Origin of the sequence: Streptomyces sp. NPDC085900 (genome assembly GCF_044540925.1) — a bacterium.
GTDB lineage: Bacteria > Actinomycetota > Actinomycetes > Streptomycetales > Streptomycetaceae > Streptomyces > Streptomyces gilvifuscus.
The window spans coordinates 368,171-382,657 of record NZ_JBITSP010000007.1 but is presented as its reverse complement, the minus strand read 5'-3'; the positions used below and the strand labels follow the sequence as shown (position 1 = coordinate 382,657).

Sequence of the window (14,487 nt, the reverse complement as noted above, 5' to 3'; positions counted from 1 at the left end):
GGCCAGGGGCCCGCTCAGCGAAGCGTGACTCAGACGTTGACGCCGAAGTCCTGCGCGATGCCGACCAGGCCGGACGCGTAGCCCTGGCCCACGGCGCGGAACTTCCACTCCGCGCCGTTGCGGTACAGCTCGCCGAAGACCATCGCCGTCTCCGTGGCCGCGTCCTCGGAGAGGTCGTAGCGGGCGATCTCGGCGCCGCCGGCCTGGTTGACGATGCGGATGTAGGCGTTGCGGACCTGGCCGAAGTTCTGCGAGCGGTTCTCCGCGTCGTAGATCGAGACCGGGAAGACGATCTTGTCGATGTCGGCCGGGAGGGCCGCCAGGTTGACGTTGATCGCCTCGTCGTCGCCCTCGCCCTCACCGGTGCGGTTGTCGCCGGTGTGGACGATGGTGTTGTCCGGGGTCTGCTTGTTGTTGAAGAACACGAAGTGGGCGTCCGAGTAGACCTTGCCCTGCGTGTTGACCGCGATGGCCGAGGCGTCGAGGTCGAAGTCCGTGCCGGTGGTGGTGCGGACGTCCCAGCCGAGGCCCACGGTGACGGCGGTCAGGCCCGGAGCCTCCTTGGTGAGCGAGACGTTGCCACCCTTGGACAGGCTTACAGCCATGGTTGGGAGTCCTTTCCCTCGTTTATGTACGGCAGTGAACCTACAGCTACCGGTATGAACGCCAAGAGGGGTACCGAAGGTTCCAGCTCTCTTTACTTTCTTTACCAACTTCGGGTGAACGACCGCCGAAGTTAATCGCGTGACGTGTGCGGGTCAGGCGAGAGACGATGGGGGACATGTCCGGTCCCTACCTCATCCGCGGCTCCGTCTCGCTCCCCGAGGCCGAGCTCCTGTGGCGTTTCTCGCGTTCCTCGGGGCCCGGCGGTCAGCACGTCAACACCAGTGACTCACAGGTGGAGCTCCGTTTCGACCTGGCCCGGACCGAGGCGCTGCCGGAGGTGTGGAAGGCGCGGGCGCTGGAGCGGCTCGCCGGGCGGCTCGTCGACGGTGTGATCGCCGTCCGCGCGTCCGAGCACCGCTCGCAGTGGCGCAACCGCGAGGCCGCGGCCGTACGCCTTGCCGCGCTGCTGGCCGAGGCGACCGCGCCGCCGCCCAAGCCGCGCCGCCCGACCCGTATCCCGCGGGGGATCAACGAGCGCCGGCTGCGGGAGAAGAAGCAGCGCTCCGACACGAAGCGGGGGCGTACGGGCCGCGACTGGTCGTAGGGCGACCCCGGCCGGGATCGTCTGTCACATCGGCGTCGCGCCGTCCGTCATACGACCATGAGCGACAACCTGATTCCCTCGGACGACGAACTCCTCGCCCGGCGCTTCGAGGCGCACCGCCCGCACTTGCGTGCCGTCGCCTACCGCATGCTCGGCTCCGCCGCCGAGGCCGACGACGCGGTGCAGGAGACGTGGTTCCGGCTGAGCCGTTCCGACACGGGCGCGGTGGAGAACCTCGGGGGATGGCTGACGACCGTCGTCGGACGGGTGTGTCTCGACATGCTCCGCTCGCGCAGGTCGCGCGCGGAGGAGCCGCTGGAGCCGCTGGCGGGGCACGCGCGCGTGGCGGACGTCTCCGGCGGGGCCGACCCCGAGCAGCACGCGGTGCTCGCCGACTCGGTGGGCGTGGCGCTGCTGGTCGTACTGGAGACGCTGACGCCCGCCGAGCGGCTGGCGTTCGTGCTGCACGACCTGTTCGCGGTGCCGTACGAGGAGGTCGGGGAGATCGTGGGGCGCAGCCCCGTGGCGGCCAGGCAGTTGGCGAGCCGGGCGCGGCGGCGGGTGCAGGGGGCCGACCGGGTACGGGACGGCGATCCCGGGCGGCGACGGGCCGTCGTGGACGCCTTCCTCGCCGCCGCGCGGGAGGGCGACTTCGAGGGGCTGGTGGCGCTGCTGGACCCGGATGTCGTCGCCCGCAGCGATGCCGGTGTGAACACGGGAGCGATGGCGGTCGCGAAGGGCGCCTCCAGCTTCCGGCACTTCGCGGCCATGGCGCGGCCCGCGCTGGTCGACGGTGCCACCGGGCTGGCCGTGTTCGTCGACGGCCGCCTGGACCGGACGCTGGCCTTCACGTTCGTCGGGGACAAGATCGCCGCCATCGACATCGTGACCGCCCCGGAGCGCGTCGCCGAGCGTGAGGTGACCCTCGTCTAGAGGTCCAGGACGCCGACCGTCTCGCCGCCGCTCGTCTCTCCCGTGGTGCGGAAGCCGAGGCCCAGGTAGAAGTTCTCGGGGCCGTCCGGGCCGGGATGCCAGGTGACGTGGCACTGCTTCCCGCCGCGGCGGCGGATCTCCGCGGCCACGGCCTCGACGGCGAAGCGGCCGTAGCCGCGGCCCTGTTCCGCCGCCGCGATGTTCAGCCGCCACAGCCCGGAGCGGAAGAGGCTGCCGTCCTCGTTCCAGTCGATGTCGAGGAAGGCCATCAGGAAGCCGACCGGGCGGTCGCCGTCGACGATCAGGCGGGGCCAGGCGACGCCAGGGGGATGCACGTACGCCTCCGCCAGCGAGTGCGCGACCGGCTCGACCGCGTGCTCCTGGTCCGGGCGGACGCGGACGCCGAGGGCGGCCTCGAGATTGCCGGGGGTGATCTCCACAAGGCGGGGGCCGGGCGGCTCGGGCGTCGTCATGCGCCGACCTTAAGAAGCACCCACGCGCGCGTGCCACGCAATTACGCGGCCTGACCACCGCGTGACGGCTCTCACCCCAACTGCCGGTACCGCCCCCGGAAGTACGCCAGCGGGCCGCCGGTCGCGCTCGGTACGTCGGCCGTGAGGACGCGGCCGATCACCAGGGTGTGGTCCCCGGCGATCACCCGCTGCTCGGTGCGGCACTCCAGGGTGGCCAGCGCGCCGCCCACCAGGGGGGCGTTCGTGGCCTTTCCGCGGATGTACGGGATGTCGTCGAACAGGAGGCGGTCGCTGATGCGGCCCTTCATGGCGAAGCGGCCGGCGATGTGGCGCTGGCTCTCCGAGAGGACCGAGACCGCCCACAGGGGCTGCTCGTCGAGGAGGTCGTCCATGCGGGAGCCGTTGCGCAGGCTGACCAGGACCAGGGGCGGGTCCAGGGAGACCGAGAGGAACGCCGTGGCCGTCATGCCGACGTCCTCGCCGGCCGGCGCCGACGGGTCGTCGGGGTCCAGCGGCGGCTCCTGCGCGGTCACCAGGACCACGCCGGCGGCCAGCCGGGACATGGCGGCGCGGAACTCGTCGTTGCTCACCCCCTCAGCATGCCCGGAGGCGGGCTCGGCAGTGATCGGGGATGCGGCAAGGGGAGTCTTCAGCACACCGGGAACGCTAATCTCCGGCCCTCGCGGGCCGCATCGGGCGGGGGTCCGAGAACGGACCTAGGTCCTTCGGCGGACGGCGGGCGGCCCGATCACGTACGCTTCTGCGTCATCTCCACATACGCACAAAGTTTGCGTTCAGTAAACGCACAGGGAAAACGCAGAAACACCACTCAATTGTTCATCTTTCGCTGTGACTTGAGTCACAAGGGCCATGAATTGTTGACCCTGTGTACCGAGTGGGCAGCGCGCTGTGATTCAGTGGCTGGGAAGCTGCCAGAACGATACGCCGATGAGAACCCTTGATTCGCTGCGAGGTCTCGGGGGGAGGGCGAGCAATGGAGACCGAGTCGGAGCCCTACGTCCGCCTTGCGACCCTGCGGCAACTGCACCAGGTCATGGCCGACATGAACACCGCACGCAGTCTCGCGGACACACTGCAGACCGTCGCCGACGGCGTGGTCACCGGGCTCGGCTACGAGCTGGCGTGCGTCAACCTGGTCCGCCCCGACGGCGACCTCGTCGTCGCCGCGTTCGCCGGTAATCCCGCGGCCGAGGCGCTGATCACCGGCCGGGTCGGCTCCCGCGAGTCCTGGGAGCGCCGGCTGAGCATGGGCGAACACTGGGGCGACCTGGTCTTCATATCGCACACCGAGGGCTGGGTCCTCGACGACGACGACGTACCGCAGTGGTACACCGACGGGCCCGCGCCCCGCTTCGAGGACGAGTGGCACCCCTCCGACCGGCTCTTCGCCCCGATGTACACGCCCGCGGCGCCCGGCGGCTCCTGCGGTGAGCTGATCGGCGTGCTGTCCGTGGACCGGCCGCGCAACGGCCGCCGACCGGGCGCATGGGGACGCGAAGCGCTCCAGATGTACGCGTTCCAGGCCGCCATCGCGATCAGCAACGCGCGTCTTCGCTCCAACATGCAGCGGGCACTCGTCAGGCTCGAAAGGGAGCAGCAGGCGCTCAGGGCCAGCGAGGAGAGCTTCCGGCAGGCCTTCGAGTACGCCCCCTCCGGCATGGCCATCGCCGAGATGGGCGGCGACCAGCACGGCCGAATACTGCGGACCAACGACGCCCTGTGCCGGCTGCTCGGCCGACCCGCCTCCGCGATGCGCCGCTACTCCTTCTCCGACCTCGTCCACCCCGAGGACATCGGCACCCTGCTCAGGACCTCGGCGGAGGGCGGACGCGCGGAACTGCGCCTCGGCCGCCGCGACGGCACGTACGTGTGGGTCTCCCTGCGCAACAGCGTCGTCGCGGACGCCGCCGACGGGCCGCGCTTCCTGCTCACCCACGTCGAGGACATCGAGGAGCGCAAGCGCCGCGAGCTGCAGCTCGCCCACCGCGCCTCCCACGACTCCCTCACCGGCCTGCCGAACTCCGCCGAGCTGCGCTCGCGCCTGTCCTCGCGGCTGTGCCGGCGCGCCACCCACCCCGGCGCCCTGGAGTCCCTGGACGCGGCCTACGGACACCCCGCCTACGACGTCAACGGCCACGGCTTCGACCTCCTGCCGGGCGGCACCGAGGCCTACGACGCCTTCGACCACCATGTGCACACCGTCGCCCCCGAGGGCGAGCGCGACGACGGCACCAAGGGGCTCGCGGTCCTCTTCTGCGACCTCGACGGGTTCAAGTCGATCAACGACCGGTTCGGGCACAACGCCGGTGACGCGGTCCTCATCGAGGTCGCCCGGCGGCTGACCCGGGGCGTGCGCGACGGCGACACCGTGGCCCGGCTCGGCGGTGACGAGTTCGTCGTCCTCGCCGACGGCCTCGGCCGCGCCGACGCGCAGGACCTGGCCGTACGGCTGCGGAACGAGATCATCCAGCCCATCCGGGTCGACGGGCGGGCCATGCGGGTCGGCGCCAGCTTCGGCATCGGGTGGGCGCACTGCGGAATGACTGCGGACGAAGTGTTGAAGTCTGCCGACGAGCGGATGTACGTAGAGAAACGATCTCGTCCCAAACAGCACAGACGGGCGGGGTGAACCGCAGGTCAGGGCCGGGGTGGCGGAACGGTGCGATCCGAGTCACCCGTTTGGGGCACGGGGAGCGGGTAGGCTCGCAAGTCTGACCCCCCGAATCGCGATCGACCCGCACCGCTGAGGAGTACCCAGGGATGACGTCCGGCAACAACGGCGCCAGCACGCCCGAGGACGACGACCCGTTCGGCTACCTCTACGCCGATGGGCAGGCCAATGGCGCCCAGCCGCCGTCCGGTGGTTACGGCTACCCGAACTCGGTCAACCGTGTGCGTGCCGTCGGTCAGCGGCAGTACGGCCAGCCGGCCCAGGGGCAGCAGCAGACCGCCGCCTACGGACAGATGCCGCAGCAGCAGGGCGCGTACGGCCAGTCGAACGCCCACTACGCGGCGCCGGAGACCTTTCCCGGCGGCGGCGCTCCCACGGCACCGCAGCAGCCGGCGCGCGGCGGCGGCAGCGGCCGGCGCGGTCCCAACACCAAGGGTCTGCTGATCGGCGCGATCGCCGTGGTCGCCGCGGTCGTCATCGGCATCGGCGTGGCCATGATGAACGGCAACTCGGACGACAAGGCGGGCGGCAACGCCTCCCCGACCCCGACGACGTCCCAGAACACCAAGCCCAGCAAGTCCCCGACGGGCGCGTCCTCGACGGACCTGCCGAAGACCGACGCGAAGGACCTCCAGCTGGGAGGCGGCGCGACCACGGCCTCGGACATCAAGGGCGCCAAGGCGGACGGCGGGACCTATGTGACGGGGTTCAACAACGTCGGCGCCTCGATGACCTGGACCGTCGACATGCCGAAGGCCGGCTCCTACCGCCTTTACGTGCACTACAGCATTCCCGCGGCGGACGCCAACGCGACGCTGACGGTCAACGGCAAGTCCAACCAGCAGCCGCTGGGCATGAAGAACTTCATCAAGTCGTCCGACACCGACTTCGCGAAGAACTGGCAGTCGACCTGGGCCCCGGTGACCCTGACCAAGGGCACCAACACCCTGACCCTCTCCTGCGGCCAGGGCAACCAGTGCAACGCCCTCATCGACCAGCTCTGGGTGCAGTAGTAGGCCGACTCGGGCCGAGGCGGTTGTCGTCAGGCGTGCGGCTGTGCCGCCGTCAGGCCGCCGTCACCGACTTCGACACCGGTGTCAGGAGTTCCTCGTAGGTCGCCCGGTCGAATTCCCCCGCTGCGCGGGCGTGGACCGTCGCCGCCGACAGGGCCACCGCTCGGGACAGGCGGTCGGGCCAGGGGAGGTGTTCCACCAGGCCCGAGAGCAGGCCCGCTACCGCTGAGTCGCCCGCGCCTGTGGGGTTGCCGTGGATGTGGGTGGGTGGGGTGGCGCGCCAGCGGCCCTCCGGGGTGACCGCGAGGAGGCCGTCCCGGCCGAGGGAGGTGACGACCGCCCGCGCCCCGCGCCTGCGGGCGTCCTGCGTGGCGCGCAACGGCTCGTGGGAGCCGGTGAGTTCGGCCAGTTCCTCGGCGTTGGGCTTGATCAGGTCGGGGCGCGCGGCGACCCCGCGGCGCAGCGGTTCCCCGCTGGTGTCGAGGAGTACGGGGACGCCGGCCGCCTTCGCCGCGCGGACCAGACCCGCGTACGCGCCCACCGGCACCCCCGGCGGCAGGCTGCCGCACAGGGCCACCGCCGACATCGACGGCAGCAGGTCCTCGTAGACCTCCTGGAAGGCCGCCCACTCGGCGGGTGCGACCGTGGGGCCTGGTTCGTTGAGCTGGGTCGTGTCGCCGGTGCGCTCGTCGACCACGGCGATCGTGCGCCGGGTCGAGCCGCCGACCGGGACGAGCGCGTCCACCACCCCGGGCGTGCCGGTGAGCTGCTCCTGGACGCTGCGGCCGGTCGCGCCGCCCGTGAAGCCGGTGACCGTCACCTCGTGGCCGAGGGCCGCGAGCACGCGGGCCACGTTCAGGCCCTTGCCGCCCGGTCGTTCCGTGACCTCGGAGACCCGGTGGGAGGCGTGCGGGCGCAGGCCCCGTACCCGATAGGTGATGTCGAGAGCGGTGTTCAGCGTGACCGTGAGGATCACCTGGGCCGACCTCCCCCGAAGACAGTTGCCGATGCGTGAGCCGGCCGGACGGACGGCGGCCGTCATATTTTCGCAGGACGACCGCCGTACTCAACAGCCGGACACATCACCCCAGTTGTGGATCGACCACCCATTCACCCCGGCGCATCACGCCCTTGAGGTCGAATTGATGGTCCAGCAGCACCAGGTCGGCGTCCTTGCCGGGCTCCAGGGAGCCGATCCGGTCGTCCATGCCGAGCAGCCGGGCGGGGTTGGCGGAGATCGCGGCGACCACGTCCTCGACGGGGAGCCGGTCGACGGTCACCGCACGTTTGAACGCGCGGTCCAGGGTGAGGGTGGACCCGGCGATCGAACCGCCCTCCACCAGGCGTGCGACGCCCTCGCTGACCTCCACCTCCAGCGGGCCGAGCATGTACCTGCCGTCGCCGAAGCCGGCCGCGTCCATGGCGTCCGTGATGAACGCCACCCGTCCCGCGCCCGCGCGGTGGAACGCCAACTGGAGCGCGGCCGGGTGCAGATGCGTGCCGTCGTCGATGAGCTCGACCGTGATCCGCTCGTCCTCCAGGAGGGCGGCGATCGGGCCGGGGGTGCGGTGGCCGAGGGTCGGCATGGCGTTGAAGAGGTGCGTGGCGACCGTGGCGCCGGCGTCGATGGCCTGGACCGTCTGCTCGTAGGTGGCATCGGTGTGCCCGACCGCCGCGATGACGCCGTGCTCGACGAGGAGGCGTACGGAGTCGATGCCGCCCGGCAGTTCGGTGGCGAGGGTGACCATCCTGGCCCTGCCGCGCGCCGCGTCGATCAGCTTGCGCACGTCGGCGGGGTCGGGGTCGCGCAGGAGTTCCTCGGAGTGCGCGCCCTTGCGGCAGGGCGAGATGAAGGGGCCCTCGAAGTGGATGCCGGCGATGTCGCCCTGCTCGGCGAGTTCGCTGAGCAGCCCGGCGCGCTGGGCGAGGAAGTCCATGTCGCCGGTGACGGTCGAGGCGACGAGGGTGGTGGTGCCGTGCAGGCGGTGGGTGTGGATGCCGTGGAGGACGTCCTCGACCGTGCCGGAGGTGAAGGAGGCTCCGCCGCCCCCGTGGTTGTGGATGTCGACGAAGCCGGGCACCAGCCAGTGGCCGGTCACGTCGACGACGTCGGCGTCTTCGGGAGCCGCGCCGAGGATCCGCGTGCCGTCGACGATGACGCGGCCGTCGTGCACGACCCCGGTGGGAAGCACCACCCGGGCACCGGCGAGAACCTTGCGAGAACCCATCAGGTGGTTACCTCCGTACGGTCGGTTGTGGTCAGCAGGTCCCAGGCCAGCAGCCCGGCACCGAGACAGCCCGCCGTGTCCCCCAGTGCCGCGGGGACGATCGACGGGAGTTTCTGGAAGGTCACCCGGCGTTCGACGGCCTCCCGCAGCGGTGTGAACAAGGTTTCCCCCGCCTCGGCCAGGCCGCCACCGACGATCAGGGTGCGCGGGTCCAGCAGGGTGAGGGCGGTCAGCAGGCCGTCGGCGAGGGCGTCGATCGCGCCCTGCCAGATCCGGACGGCGTTCGGGTCGCCGGACGTGACGGCCCGCGCGCAGCCGGCGGCGTCCGCGTCCGGGTCGCCGCACGCCTTCGCCCACGCCTCGCCGACGGCCGCCGCGGAGGCGTACCGCTCCAGGCAGCCGGCCTGGCCGCACGGACAGGGGGTCCCCCCGGGCCGTACGACGATGTGGCCGATCTCTCCCGCGAAGCCGTGCGCGCCCGACTCCACCCGGCCCGCCATGCCGATCGCGCCCGCGATGCCGGTGCCCAGGGCGACGAACAGGAAGCGGTCGGCGCCCCGGCCCGCGCCGATCCGGCCCTCGGCGAGCCCGCCGGTGCGCACGTCGTGGCCGAGGGCCACGGGCGCGCCGAGCCGGTGCGACAGCAGGTCGCGCAGGGGGACGTCGCGCCAGCCGAGGTTGGCGGAGTAGGCGGCCAGGCCCAGCGGTTCGTCGACGATGCCGGGGACGGCGACCCCGGCGGCCGAGGCGGGCTCGCCGAAGTGCTCGATGCCGTACCCGCGCAGCTCGGCGGCGAAGTCGAGGATGCCCTCGACGACGGCGTCCGGCCCGCGCTCGCGTCCGGTCGCGCGGCGGGCCCGGTGCAGCAGTTCGCCGCCCGCGCCGACGAGGGCGGCCTTCATCCCGGTGCCGCCCACATCGAGGGCGATGACATGTCTCACGGAGGACAGTGTGACCCCACTACCCTTGAGAGGTCTAGTCCACTTGCGTGGTGTAGACCTTAGAGAGTCCACATATTGAACGGCGAGACAGTTGGAGCGTGGCGTAGCAGTGCAGCGGCGCAAGGCGGGAACGGTCGCGGCGGTCGCCGCGCTGGGGATGACGGCGGTCCTGGGGGGCTGTGGTGTCACCGGCGGTTCGGGAGATGTCACGCTGAGACTGGTCGCGGCGGACTACGGAGACTCCGCCGCCAACAGCTCCCAGAAGTACTGGGACAGGCTGGTGAAGGAGTACGAGAGCAAGCACTCCGGCGTGAAGGTCGACGTCACCGTCTACTCCTGGAACGACGTCGACCGCAAGGTCAAGGAGATGGTCGACGCCGGCAAGGCCCCCGACATGGCGCAGATCGGCGCGTACGCCGACTACGCCGCGAAGGACGAGCTCTACACGGCCGACGACCTGCTCTCCATCAGCACCCAGGCCGACTTCGCCTCCCAGCTGGCCACCGCGGGACAGGTCAAGGGCGTGCAGTACGGGATGCCGTTCGCGGCCTCCACGCGGCTGCTCTTCTACAACAAGACCCTCTTCGCGAACGCCGGCCTCACCCCGCCGAAGACGTGGAAGCAGCTCGCCGCCGACGCCGCGGCGCTCAAGGCGCGCGGCGTGAAGTACCCGTACGCGCTGCCGCTCGGCCCGGAGGAGGCGCAGGCCGAGACCATGCAGTGGATGCTCAGCGGTGGCGGCGGCTACACCGACACCGTCGGGTCCTACGGAATCGATTCGGCACAGAACGTCGCCACCTTCGACTGGCTCAAGGACGACCTGGTCGGCAAGGGGCTGACCGGGCCGGTCGCGCCGGGCAACCTCAACCGCGCCGCCGCGTTCTCCGCCTTCGCCAAGGGCGAGGTGGGCATGCTCAACGGCCACCCCTCGCTGATGAAGATCGCCGCGAAGAAGGGCGTGAAGTTCGGCATGGTGCCGATGCCCGGCTCGGGCGGCCGGAGCAGCACCTCGATGGGCGTGGCCGACTGGATGATGGCCTTCAAGAAGAACGGCCACGCGCAGCAGGTCGGCGACTTCCTCGACTTCGTCTACGACGAGAAGAACGTCCTCGACTTCTCGCGCGAGTACGACCTGCTGCCGGTCACCAACTCGGCGTCCGAGGTGATGAGCTCGGACGAGCGGGACGCCGACCTCAAGCCGTTCCTGGACGAGCTTCCGCAGTCGGAGCTGTACCCGGTCGGCAAGACGTCGTGGGCGGCGGTCAGCGCGGCGGTGAAGAAGCGGATAGGCCAGGCGGTCGGCGCGAACGGCAGCCCCGCCGCGACCCTCTCCCAGCTCCAGGCGACGGCCTCGACGGCGGAGAGCGCGGACTGACTGTCAGTGGCGGGGGCTACGGTTCGCCGTATGGAACCGGAGCAGCTGGGGGAGCGTGAGCGGGCCGTCCTCGCCCTGGAGCGCCGGGGCTTTCCCGGCCCCGGCGCCAAGGAGCGCGCCATACGGGAGGAGCTGGGCCTGGCCCCCGTCCGCTACTACCAGCTCCTGAACGCCCTCCTGGACGACGAGCGGGCCCTCGCCCACGACCCGGTGACGGTGAACAGGCTGAGACGGGTGCGGGAGCGGCGCCGAGGCGAACGTTAGGGTCGCGGTATGGGTACCCACACGGACATGGACTCCTTGCCCGTTCCGGTCACGCGGGCCGGGCGGGAGGGGCTCGCCGCGATTCTCGACGATCCCGGGAAGGCGGTGCTGGCCTTCGACTTCGACGGCACGCTCGCGCCGATCGTTCCCGACCCCGAACAGGCCCGCGCCCACCCGGACGCCGTTCCCGCGCTGGCCGCCCTCGCCCCGAAGGTCGCCTCCGTCGCGGTGGTCACCGGACGGCCGGCCGAGGTCGCCGTCCGCCACGGCGGTTTCGCGGGCGTCCCGGGCCTGGAGCACCTGGTCGTCCTCGGCCACTACGGCGCCGAGCGCTGGGACGCCGTCAGCGGCGAGGTCAGCGCGCCCGCACCGCACCCCGGTGTCGCCGCCGTCCGCGCCGAACTGCCGGGCCTGCTGGAGCGGTCCGGCGCCGGAGAGGGCGCGTGGATCGAGGAGAAGGGCGGGTTCGCGGTCGCCGTGCACACCCGCCGTGCCGCGGACCCCCAGGCCGCCTTCGAGGCCCTGCGTGAGCCGCTGACCGGCCTGGCCACCCGCCACGGGCTGATCGTCGAGCCGGGGCGTCTCGTCCTGGAGCTGCGCCCGCCGGGCATGGACAAGGGCGTGGCGCTCACCCGGTACGTCCGCGAGACCGGCGCGTCGGCGGTTCTGTACGCGGGCGACGACCTGGGCGACCTGCCGGCCTACGCGGCGGTGGACGGACTGCGCTCCGAGGGCACGCCGGGGCTGCTGGTGTGCAGTGGCAGCGACGAGGTGACGGAGCTGAGCCGGAGGGCGGACCTGGTGGTCGACGGACCGGCCGGGGTGGTCCGTCTGCTGTCCGCCCTCACCGCTCAACTCGGCTGACAAGCGTCCCCGCGGTTCAACTCGACTGATCGAGAAGCGCGTTCAGCTGGTCGAGGAACCACTGCGCCGGGGGCAGCGCGGTCGCCGAGGCGGCCAGCCGCTTGCTGCGCTCGGCGCGTTCCCCGGCCGGCATGGTCAGCGCGGTGTGCAGGGCGCGCGCCGTGCCGATCACGTCGTAGGGGTTCACCGTCACCGAGTCCTCGCCCAGCTCCTCGTACGCCCCCGCCTCCCGGGAGAGCACCAGCACGCACCCCTCGTCGGAGACGACCGGGACCTCCTTGGCGACCAGGTTCATGCCGTCCCGGATGGGGTTGACCAGGGCCACGTCGGCCAGCCGGTAGGCGGCCAGGGAGCGCGCGAAGTCGTCCATCACGTGGAGCACGACCGGGGTCCAGCCGGGCGTCCCGTACCGGGAGTTGATCTCGTCCGCCACGCGCTGCACCTCGGCCGTGTAGTCCCGGTAGACCGCCAGGTCCTGCCGGGAGGGGTAGGCGAAGGCCACGTGCACCACCCGCTCGCGCCACTCGGGGTGGTCCTCCAGCAGCTGCCGGTAGGCCAACAGACCGCGCACGATGTTCTTCGACAGCTCGGTCCGGTCGACGCGCACGATCGCCTTGCGGCCCGCCCCGATCTGCTCCCGCAGCGAGGCCATCCGCTCGTCGACGTCCGCCTCGCGCGAGCGGCGGCGCAGGAAGTCGGCGTCCGCGCCGAGGCCGTGCACCCCGACGCGGGTGTCCCCGAGGCCGCCCACGAGCGCCGTGCAGGCCGTGAACGCCTCCGCCCAGCGGCGGGTCAGGAAGCCCAGCCGGTCGGCGCCGAGCATGCCGCGCAGCAGCTGCTCGGCGATGTCGTCGGGCAGCATCCGGAAGTACTCCACCGGCGCCCACGGCGTGTGCGAGAAGTGCGCGATCCGGAGGTCCGGCCGCAGCTCCCGCAGCATCCCCGGCACCAGGCACAGGTGGTAGTCCTGCACCAGCACCGCGGCGCCCTCGCCCGCCTCCTCCGCCAGCGCCTCGGCGAAGGCCTGGTTGTACGTCTCGTACGACGCCCACTGGCGCCGGAACTCCGCGTCGAAGACCGGCTCCAGCGGCGTCTGGTACAGCATGTGGTGGACGAACCAGAGCACGGAGTTGGCGATGCCGTTGTACGCGTCCGCGTGCACGTCCGCCGGGACGTCGAGCATGCGCACGCCGGACTCGCCCTCCCCGCGCCGCACCGCCTCCCGGTCGCCGTCGGACAGCGCCGAGCACACCCACAGCGCGCCCGCGTCCGGCCCGATCGCCGACAGACCTGAGACGAGCCCGCCGCCGCCCCGCTTGGCGGCCAGCGAGCCGTCCTGCTGGAGTTCGTACGAGACCGGGCCGCGATTGGACGCGACCAGCACCTGATGGGCAGCGCCGTGCGAGGAAGCCATACGCCTCAACGTAGCCCGGTCCGGAAACGCATAAACGTACGGACCCCCCGGTCCACGTATGCCCTACGCCACCTTGCGGCTCGCGTACTCCGCGATCTCCGCCATCGGCGGCCGCTCCTCGGTGTCCACGGAGTAGGTGCGCGGCTCGAAGCCGTCGGTGCTCCGTTCGAACTGGGTGAGTGAGGGGCGGACGAGGTGGCCGCGGGCCAGGCGGAGCTGGGCCGTGCGGTAGATGGCCGCCGCCATCCGGCCGAGGGCCTGGCCGTCCTGGTGACGGTGTTTGCGGACACCGACGTCGACCTGGGCGAGCGCGTCGAGGCCCACCAGATGCAGGGCGTCGACCAGCATGCCCAGCTCGATCCCGTACCCGACGGGGAACGGCAGCTGTTCCAGCAGGCTGCGCCGGGCCGCGTACTCGCCGCCCAGCGGCTGTACGAAGCCGGCCAGCTGCGGCCAGTGCATGTTGAGCAGGGGGCGGGCCATCAGCTCGGTGACCCGGCCGCCCTGTCCCTGCGCTCCGCCGAGGGGGCGGTCGTACATGCCCTTGACCAGGTCGATCCCGGGGTCGGTGAGCAGCGGGCCGACGATCCCGGAGACGAAGTCGGAGGAGAACTCCTTCAGGTCGGCGTCGATGAAGCAGACGACGTCCCCGGTCGTGACCAGCAGCGAGCGCCACAGGACCTCGCCCTTGCCGGGGACCGTCGGGATGCGGGGCAGGATGTCGTCGCGGTGCACGACCCGCGCGCCGGCCGCCGCGGCGACCTCGGACGTGCGGTCGGTGGAACCTGAGTCGACGACCACGATCTCGTCGACGAGCGGGACCTGCTGCATCAGGTCGTGGCGGATGATCGCGACGATGTCGCCGACCGTCTCCTCCTCGTTGAGCGCGGGCAGCACGACACTGACCGACTGGCCCGTGCGGTGTTTCGCGGCGAGGATCTGGTGCAGCGGGCGGTCGGTGACGGACCAGGAGTGGGTGCTCAGCCAGCGCTCGACTTCTTCCAGCACGTAGGCGGCTCCTCTGCGTTCTCTCGGCGAAAGGACCGGATTGTGATCCATCTCGCGGTTCGGACGGCTATC

The 14,487-nt window shown here is 71.5% G+C and carries 15 protein-coding genes; 7 read left to right on the top strand and 8 right to left on the bottom strand.

What is annotated here, in order from left to right; genetic code table 11:
- Positions 1-29 precede the first annotated feature (29 nt).
- Entirely contained in the window at positions 30-605 is a 576-nt protein-coding gene (locus ACIGDI_RS25710; RefSeq protein ID WP_048459028.1) for a TerD family protein, read from the bottom strand.
- A gap of 167 nt (positions 606-772) precedes the next feature.
- Between ACIGDI_RS25710 and arfB the strand changes: the two genes are divergently transcribed.
- The gene (gene arfB, locus ACIGDI_RS25705; RefSeq protein ID WP_399900827.1) at positions 773-1,210 is read left to right on the top strand and encodes an alternative ribosome rescue aminoacyl-tRNA hydrolase ArfB; all 438 of its coding nucleotides are present in this window, start codon (positions 773-775) and stop codon (positions 1,208-1,210) included.
- Between the two features lie 57 nt (positions 1,211-1,267).
- Complete coding sequence (locus tag ACIGDI_RS25700; protein WP_399900825.1) at positions 1,268-2,143, top strand: sigma-70 family RNA polymerase sigma factor; 876 nt, start codon at positions 1,268-1,270, stop codon at positions 2,141-2,143.
- Here ACIGDI_RS25700 and ACIGDI_RS25695 read toward each other — a convergent pair.
- Entirely contained in the window at positions 2,140-2,616 is a 477-nt protein-coding gene (locus ACIGDI_RS25695; protein WP_399900822.1) for a GNAT family N-acetyltransferase, read from the bottom strand. The genes ACIGDI_RS25700 and ACIGDI_RS25695 overlap by 4 nt on opposite strands.
- Before the next feature lie 71 nt (positions 2,617-2,687).
- A complete protein-coding gene (locus ACIGDI_RS25690) occupies positions 2,688-3,272 on the bottom strand; it encodes a flavin reductase family protein (protein WP_399900819.1) in 585 nt (194 codons plus the stop codon).
- Between the two features lie 338 nt (positions 3,273-3,610).
- On the opposite strand from ACIGDI_RS25690, the gene cdgB reads away from it, so the two are divergent.
- Positions 3,611-5,266: a diguanylate cyclase CdgB gene (gene cdgB, locus ACIGDI_RS25685; RefSeq protein WP_200704885.1), complete on the top strand. Its 1,656-nt coding sequence runs from the start codon at positions 3,611-3,613 to the stop codon at positions 5,264-5,266.
- A gap of 131 nt (positions 5,267-5,397) precedes the next feature.
- Entirely contained in the window at positions 5,398-6,321 is a 924-nt protein-coding gene (locus ACIGDI_RS25680) for a CBM35 domain-containing protein (RefSeq protein ID WP_399900816.1), read from the top strand.
- A 52-nt stretch (positions 6,322-6,373) separates the two neighbouring features.
- Here the strand turns inward: ACIGDI_RS25680 and ACIGDI_RS25675 are convergent, their stop codons facing one another.
- The 3 genes from ACIGDI_RS25675 to ACIGDI_RS25665 all read right to left on the bottom strand — a co-directional run bounded on the left by ACIGDI_RS25675 (position 6,374) and on the right by ACIGDI_RS25665 (position 9,490).
- Entirely contained in the window at positions 6,374-7,297 is a 924-nt protein-coding gene (locus tag ACIGDI_RS25675; RefSeq protein ID WP_399900813.1) for a 1-phosphofructokinase family hexose kinase, read from the bottom strand.
- A 106-nt stretch (positions 7,298-7,403) separates the two neighbouring features.
- Positions 7,404-8,549: an N-acetylglucosamine-6-phosphate deacetylase gene (nagA, locus tag ACIGDI_RS25670; protein WP_399900810.1), complete on the bottom strand. Its 1,146-nt coding sequence runs from the start codon at positions 8,547-8,549 to the stop codon at positions 7,404-7,406.
- On the bottom strand, positions 8,549-9,490 hold the full coding sequence (locus tag ACIGDI_RS25665) for an ROK family protein (protein ID WP_399900807.1): 942 nt from the start codon (positions 9,488-9,490) through the stop codon (positions 8,549-8,551). The genes nagA and ACIGDI_RS25665 overlap by 1 nt, the downstream gene beginning before the upstream one ends.
- A 157-nt stretch (positions 9,491-9,647) precedes the next feature.
- On the opposite strand from ACIGDI_RS25665, the gene ACIGDI_RS25660 reads away from it, so the two are divergent.
- Genes ACIGDI_RS25660 through otsB form a run of 3 tightly spaced genes read left to right on the top strand, consistent with a single transcriptional unit; the run spans position 9,648 to position 11,993 of the window.
- Complete coding sequence (locus ACIGDI_RS25660) at positions 9,648-10,865, top strand: extracellular solute-binding protein (RefSeq protein ID WP_399901185.1); 1,218 nt, start codon at positions 9,648-9,650, stop codon at positions 10,863-10,865.
- 30 nt (positions 10,866-10,895) lie between these two features.
- Positions 10,896-11,129 (top strand): DUF3263 domain-containing protein, encoded by a 234-nt coding sequence (locus ACIGDI_RS25655; RefSeq protein WP_351560678.1) that lies wholly within the window; start codon positions 10,896-10,898, stop codon positions 11,127-11,129.
- Positions 11,130-11,138: 9 nt separating this feature from the next.
- On the top strand, positions 11,139-11,993 hold the full coding sequence (gene otsB, locus ACIGDI_RS25650; protein ID WP_399900804.1) for a trehalose-phosphatase: 855 nt from the start codon (positions 11,139-11,141) through the stop codon (positions 11,991-11,993).
- A gap of 16 nt (positions 11,994-12,009) precedes the next feature.
- Here otsB and ACIGDI_RS25645 read toward each other — a convergent pair whose 3' ends face one another.
- Positions 12,010-13,407 (bottom strand): trehalose-6-phosphate synthase, encoded by a 1,398-nt coding sequence (locus tag ACIGDI_RS25645; protein WP_399900801.1) that lies wholly within the window; start codon positions 13,405-13,407, stop codon positions 12,010-12,012.
- A gap of 63 nt (positions 13,408-13,470) precedes the next feature.
- Positions 13,471-14,415, bottom strand: a complete 945-nt coding sequence (locus ACIGDI_RS25640; protein WP_399900798.1) for a glucosyl-3-phosphoglycerate synthase — start codon at positions 14,413-14,415, stop codon at positions 13,471-13,473.
- Positions 14,416-14,487: the final 72 nt, after the last annotated feature.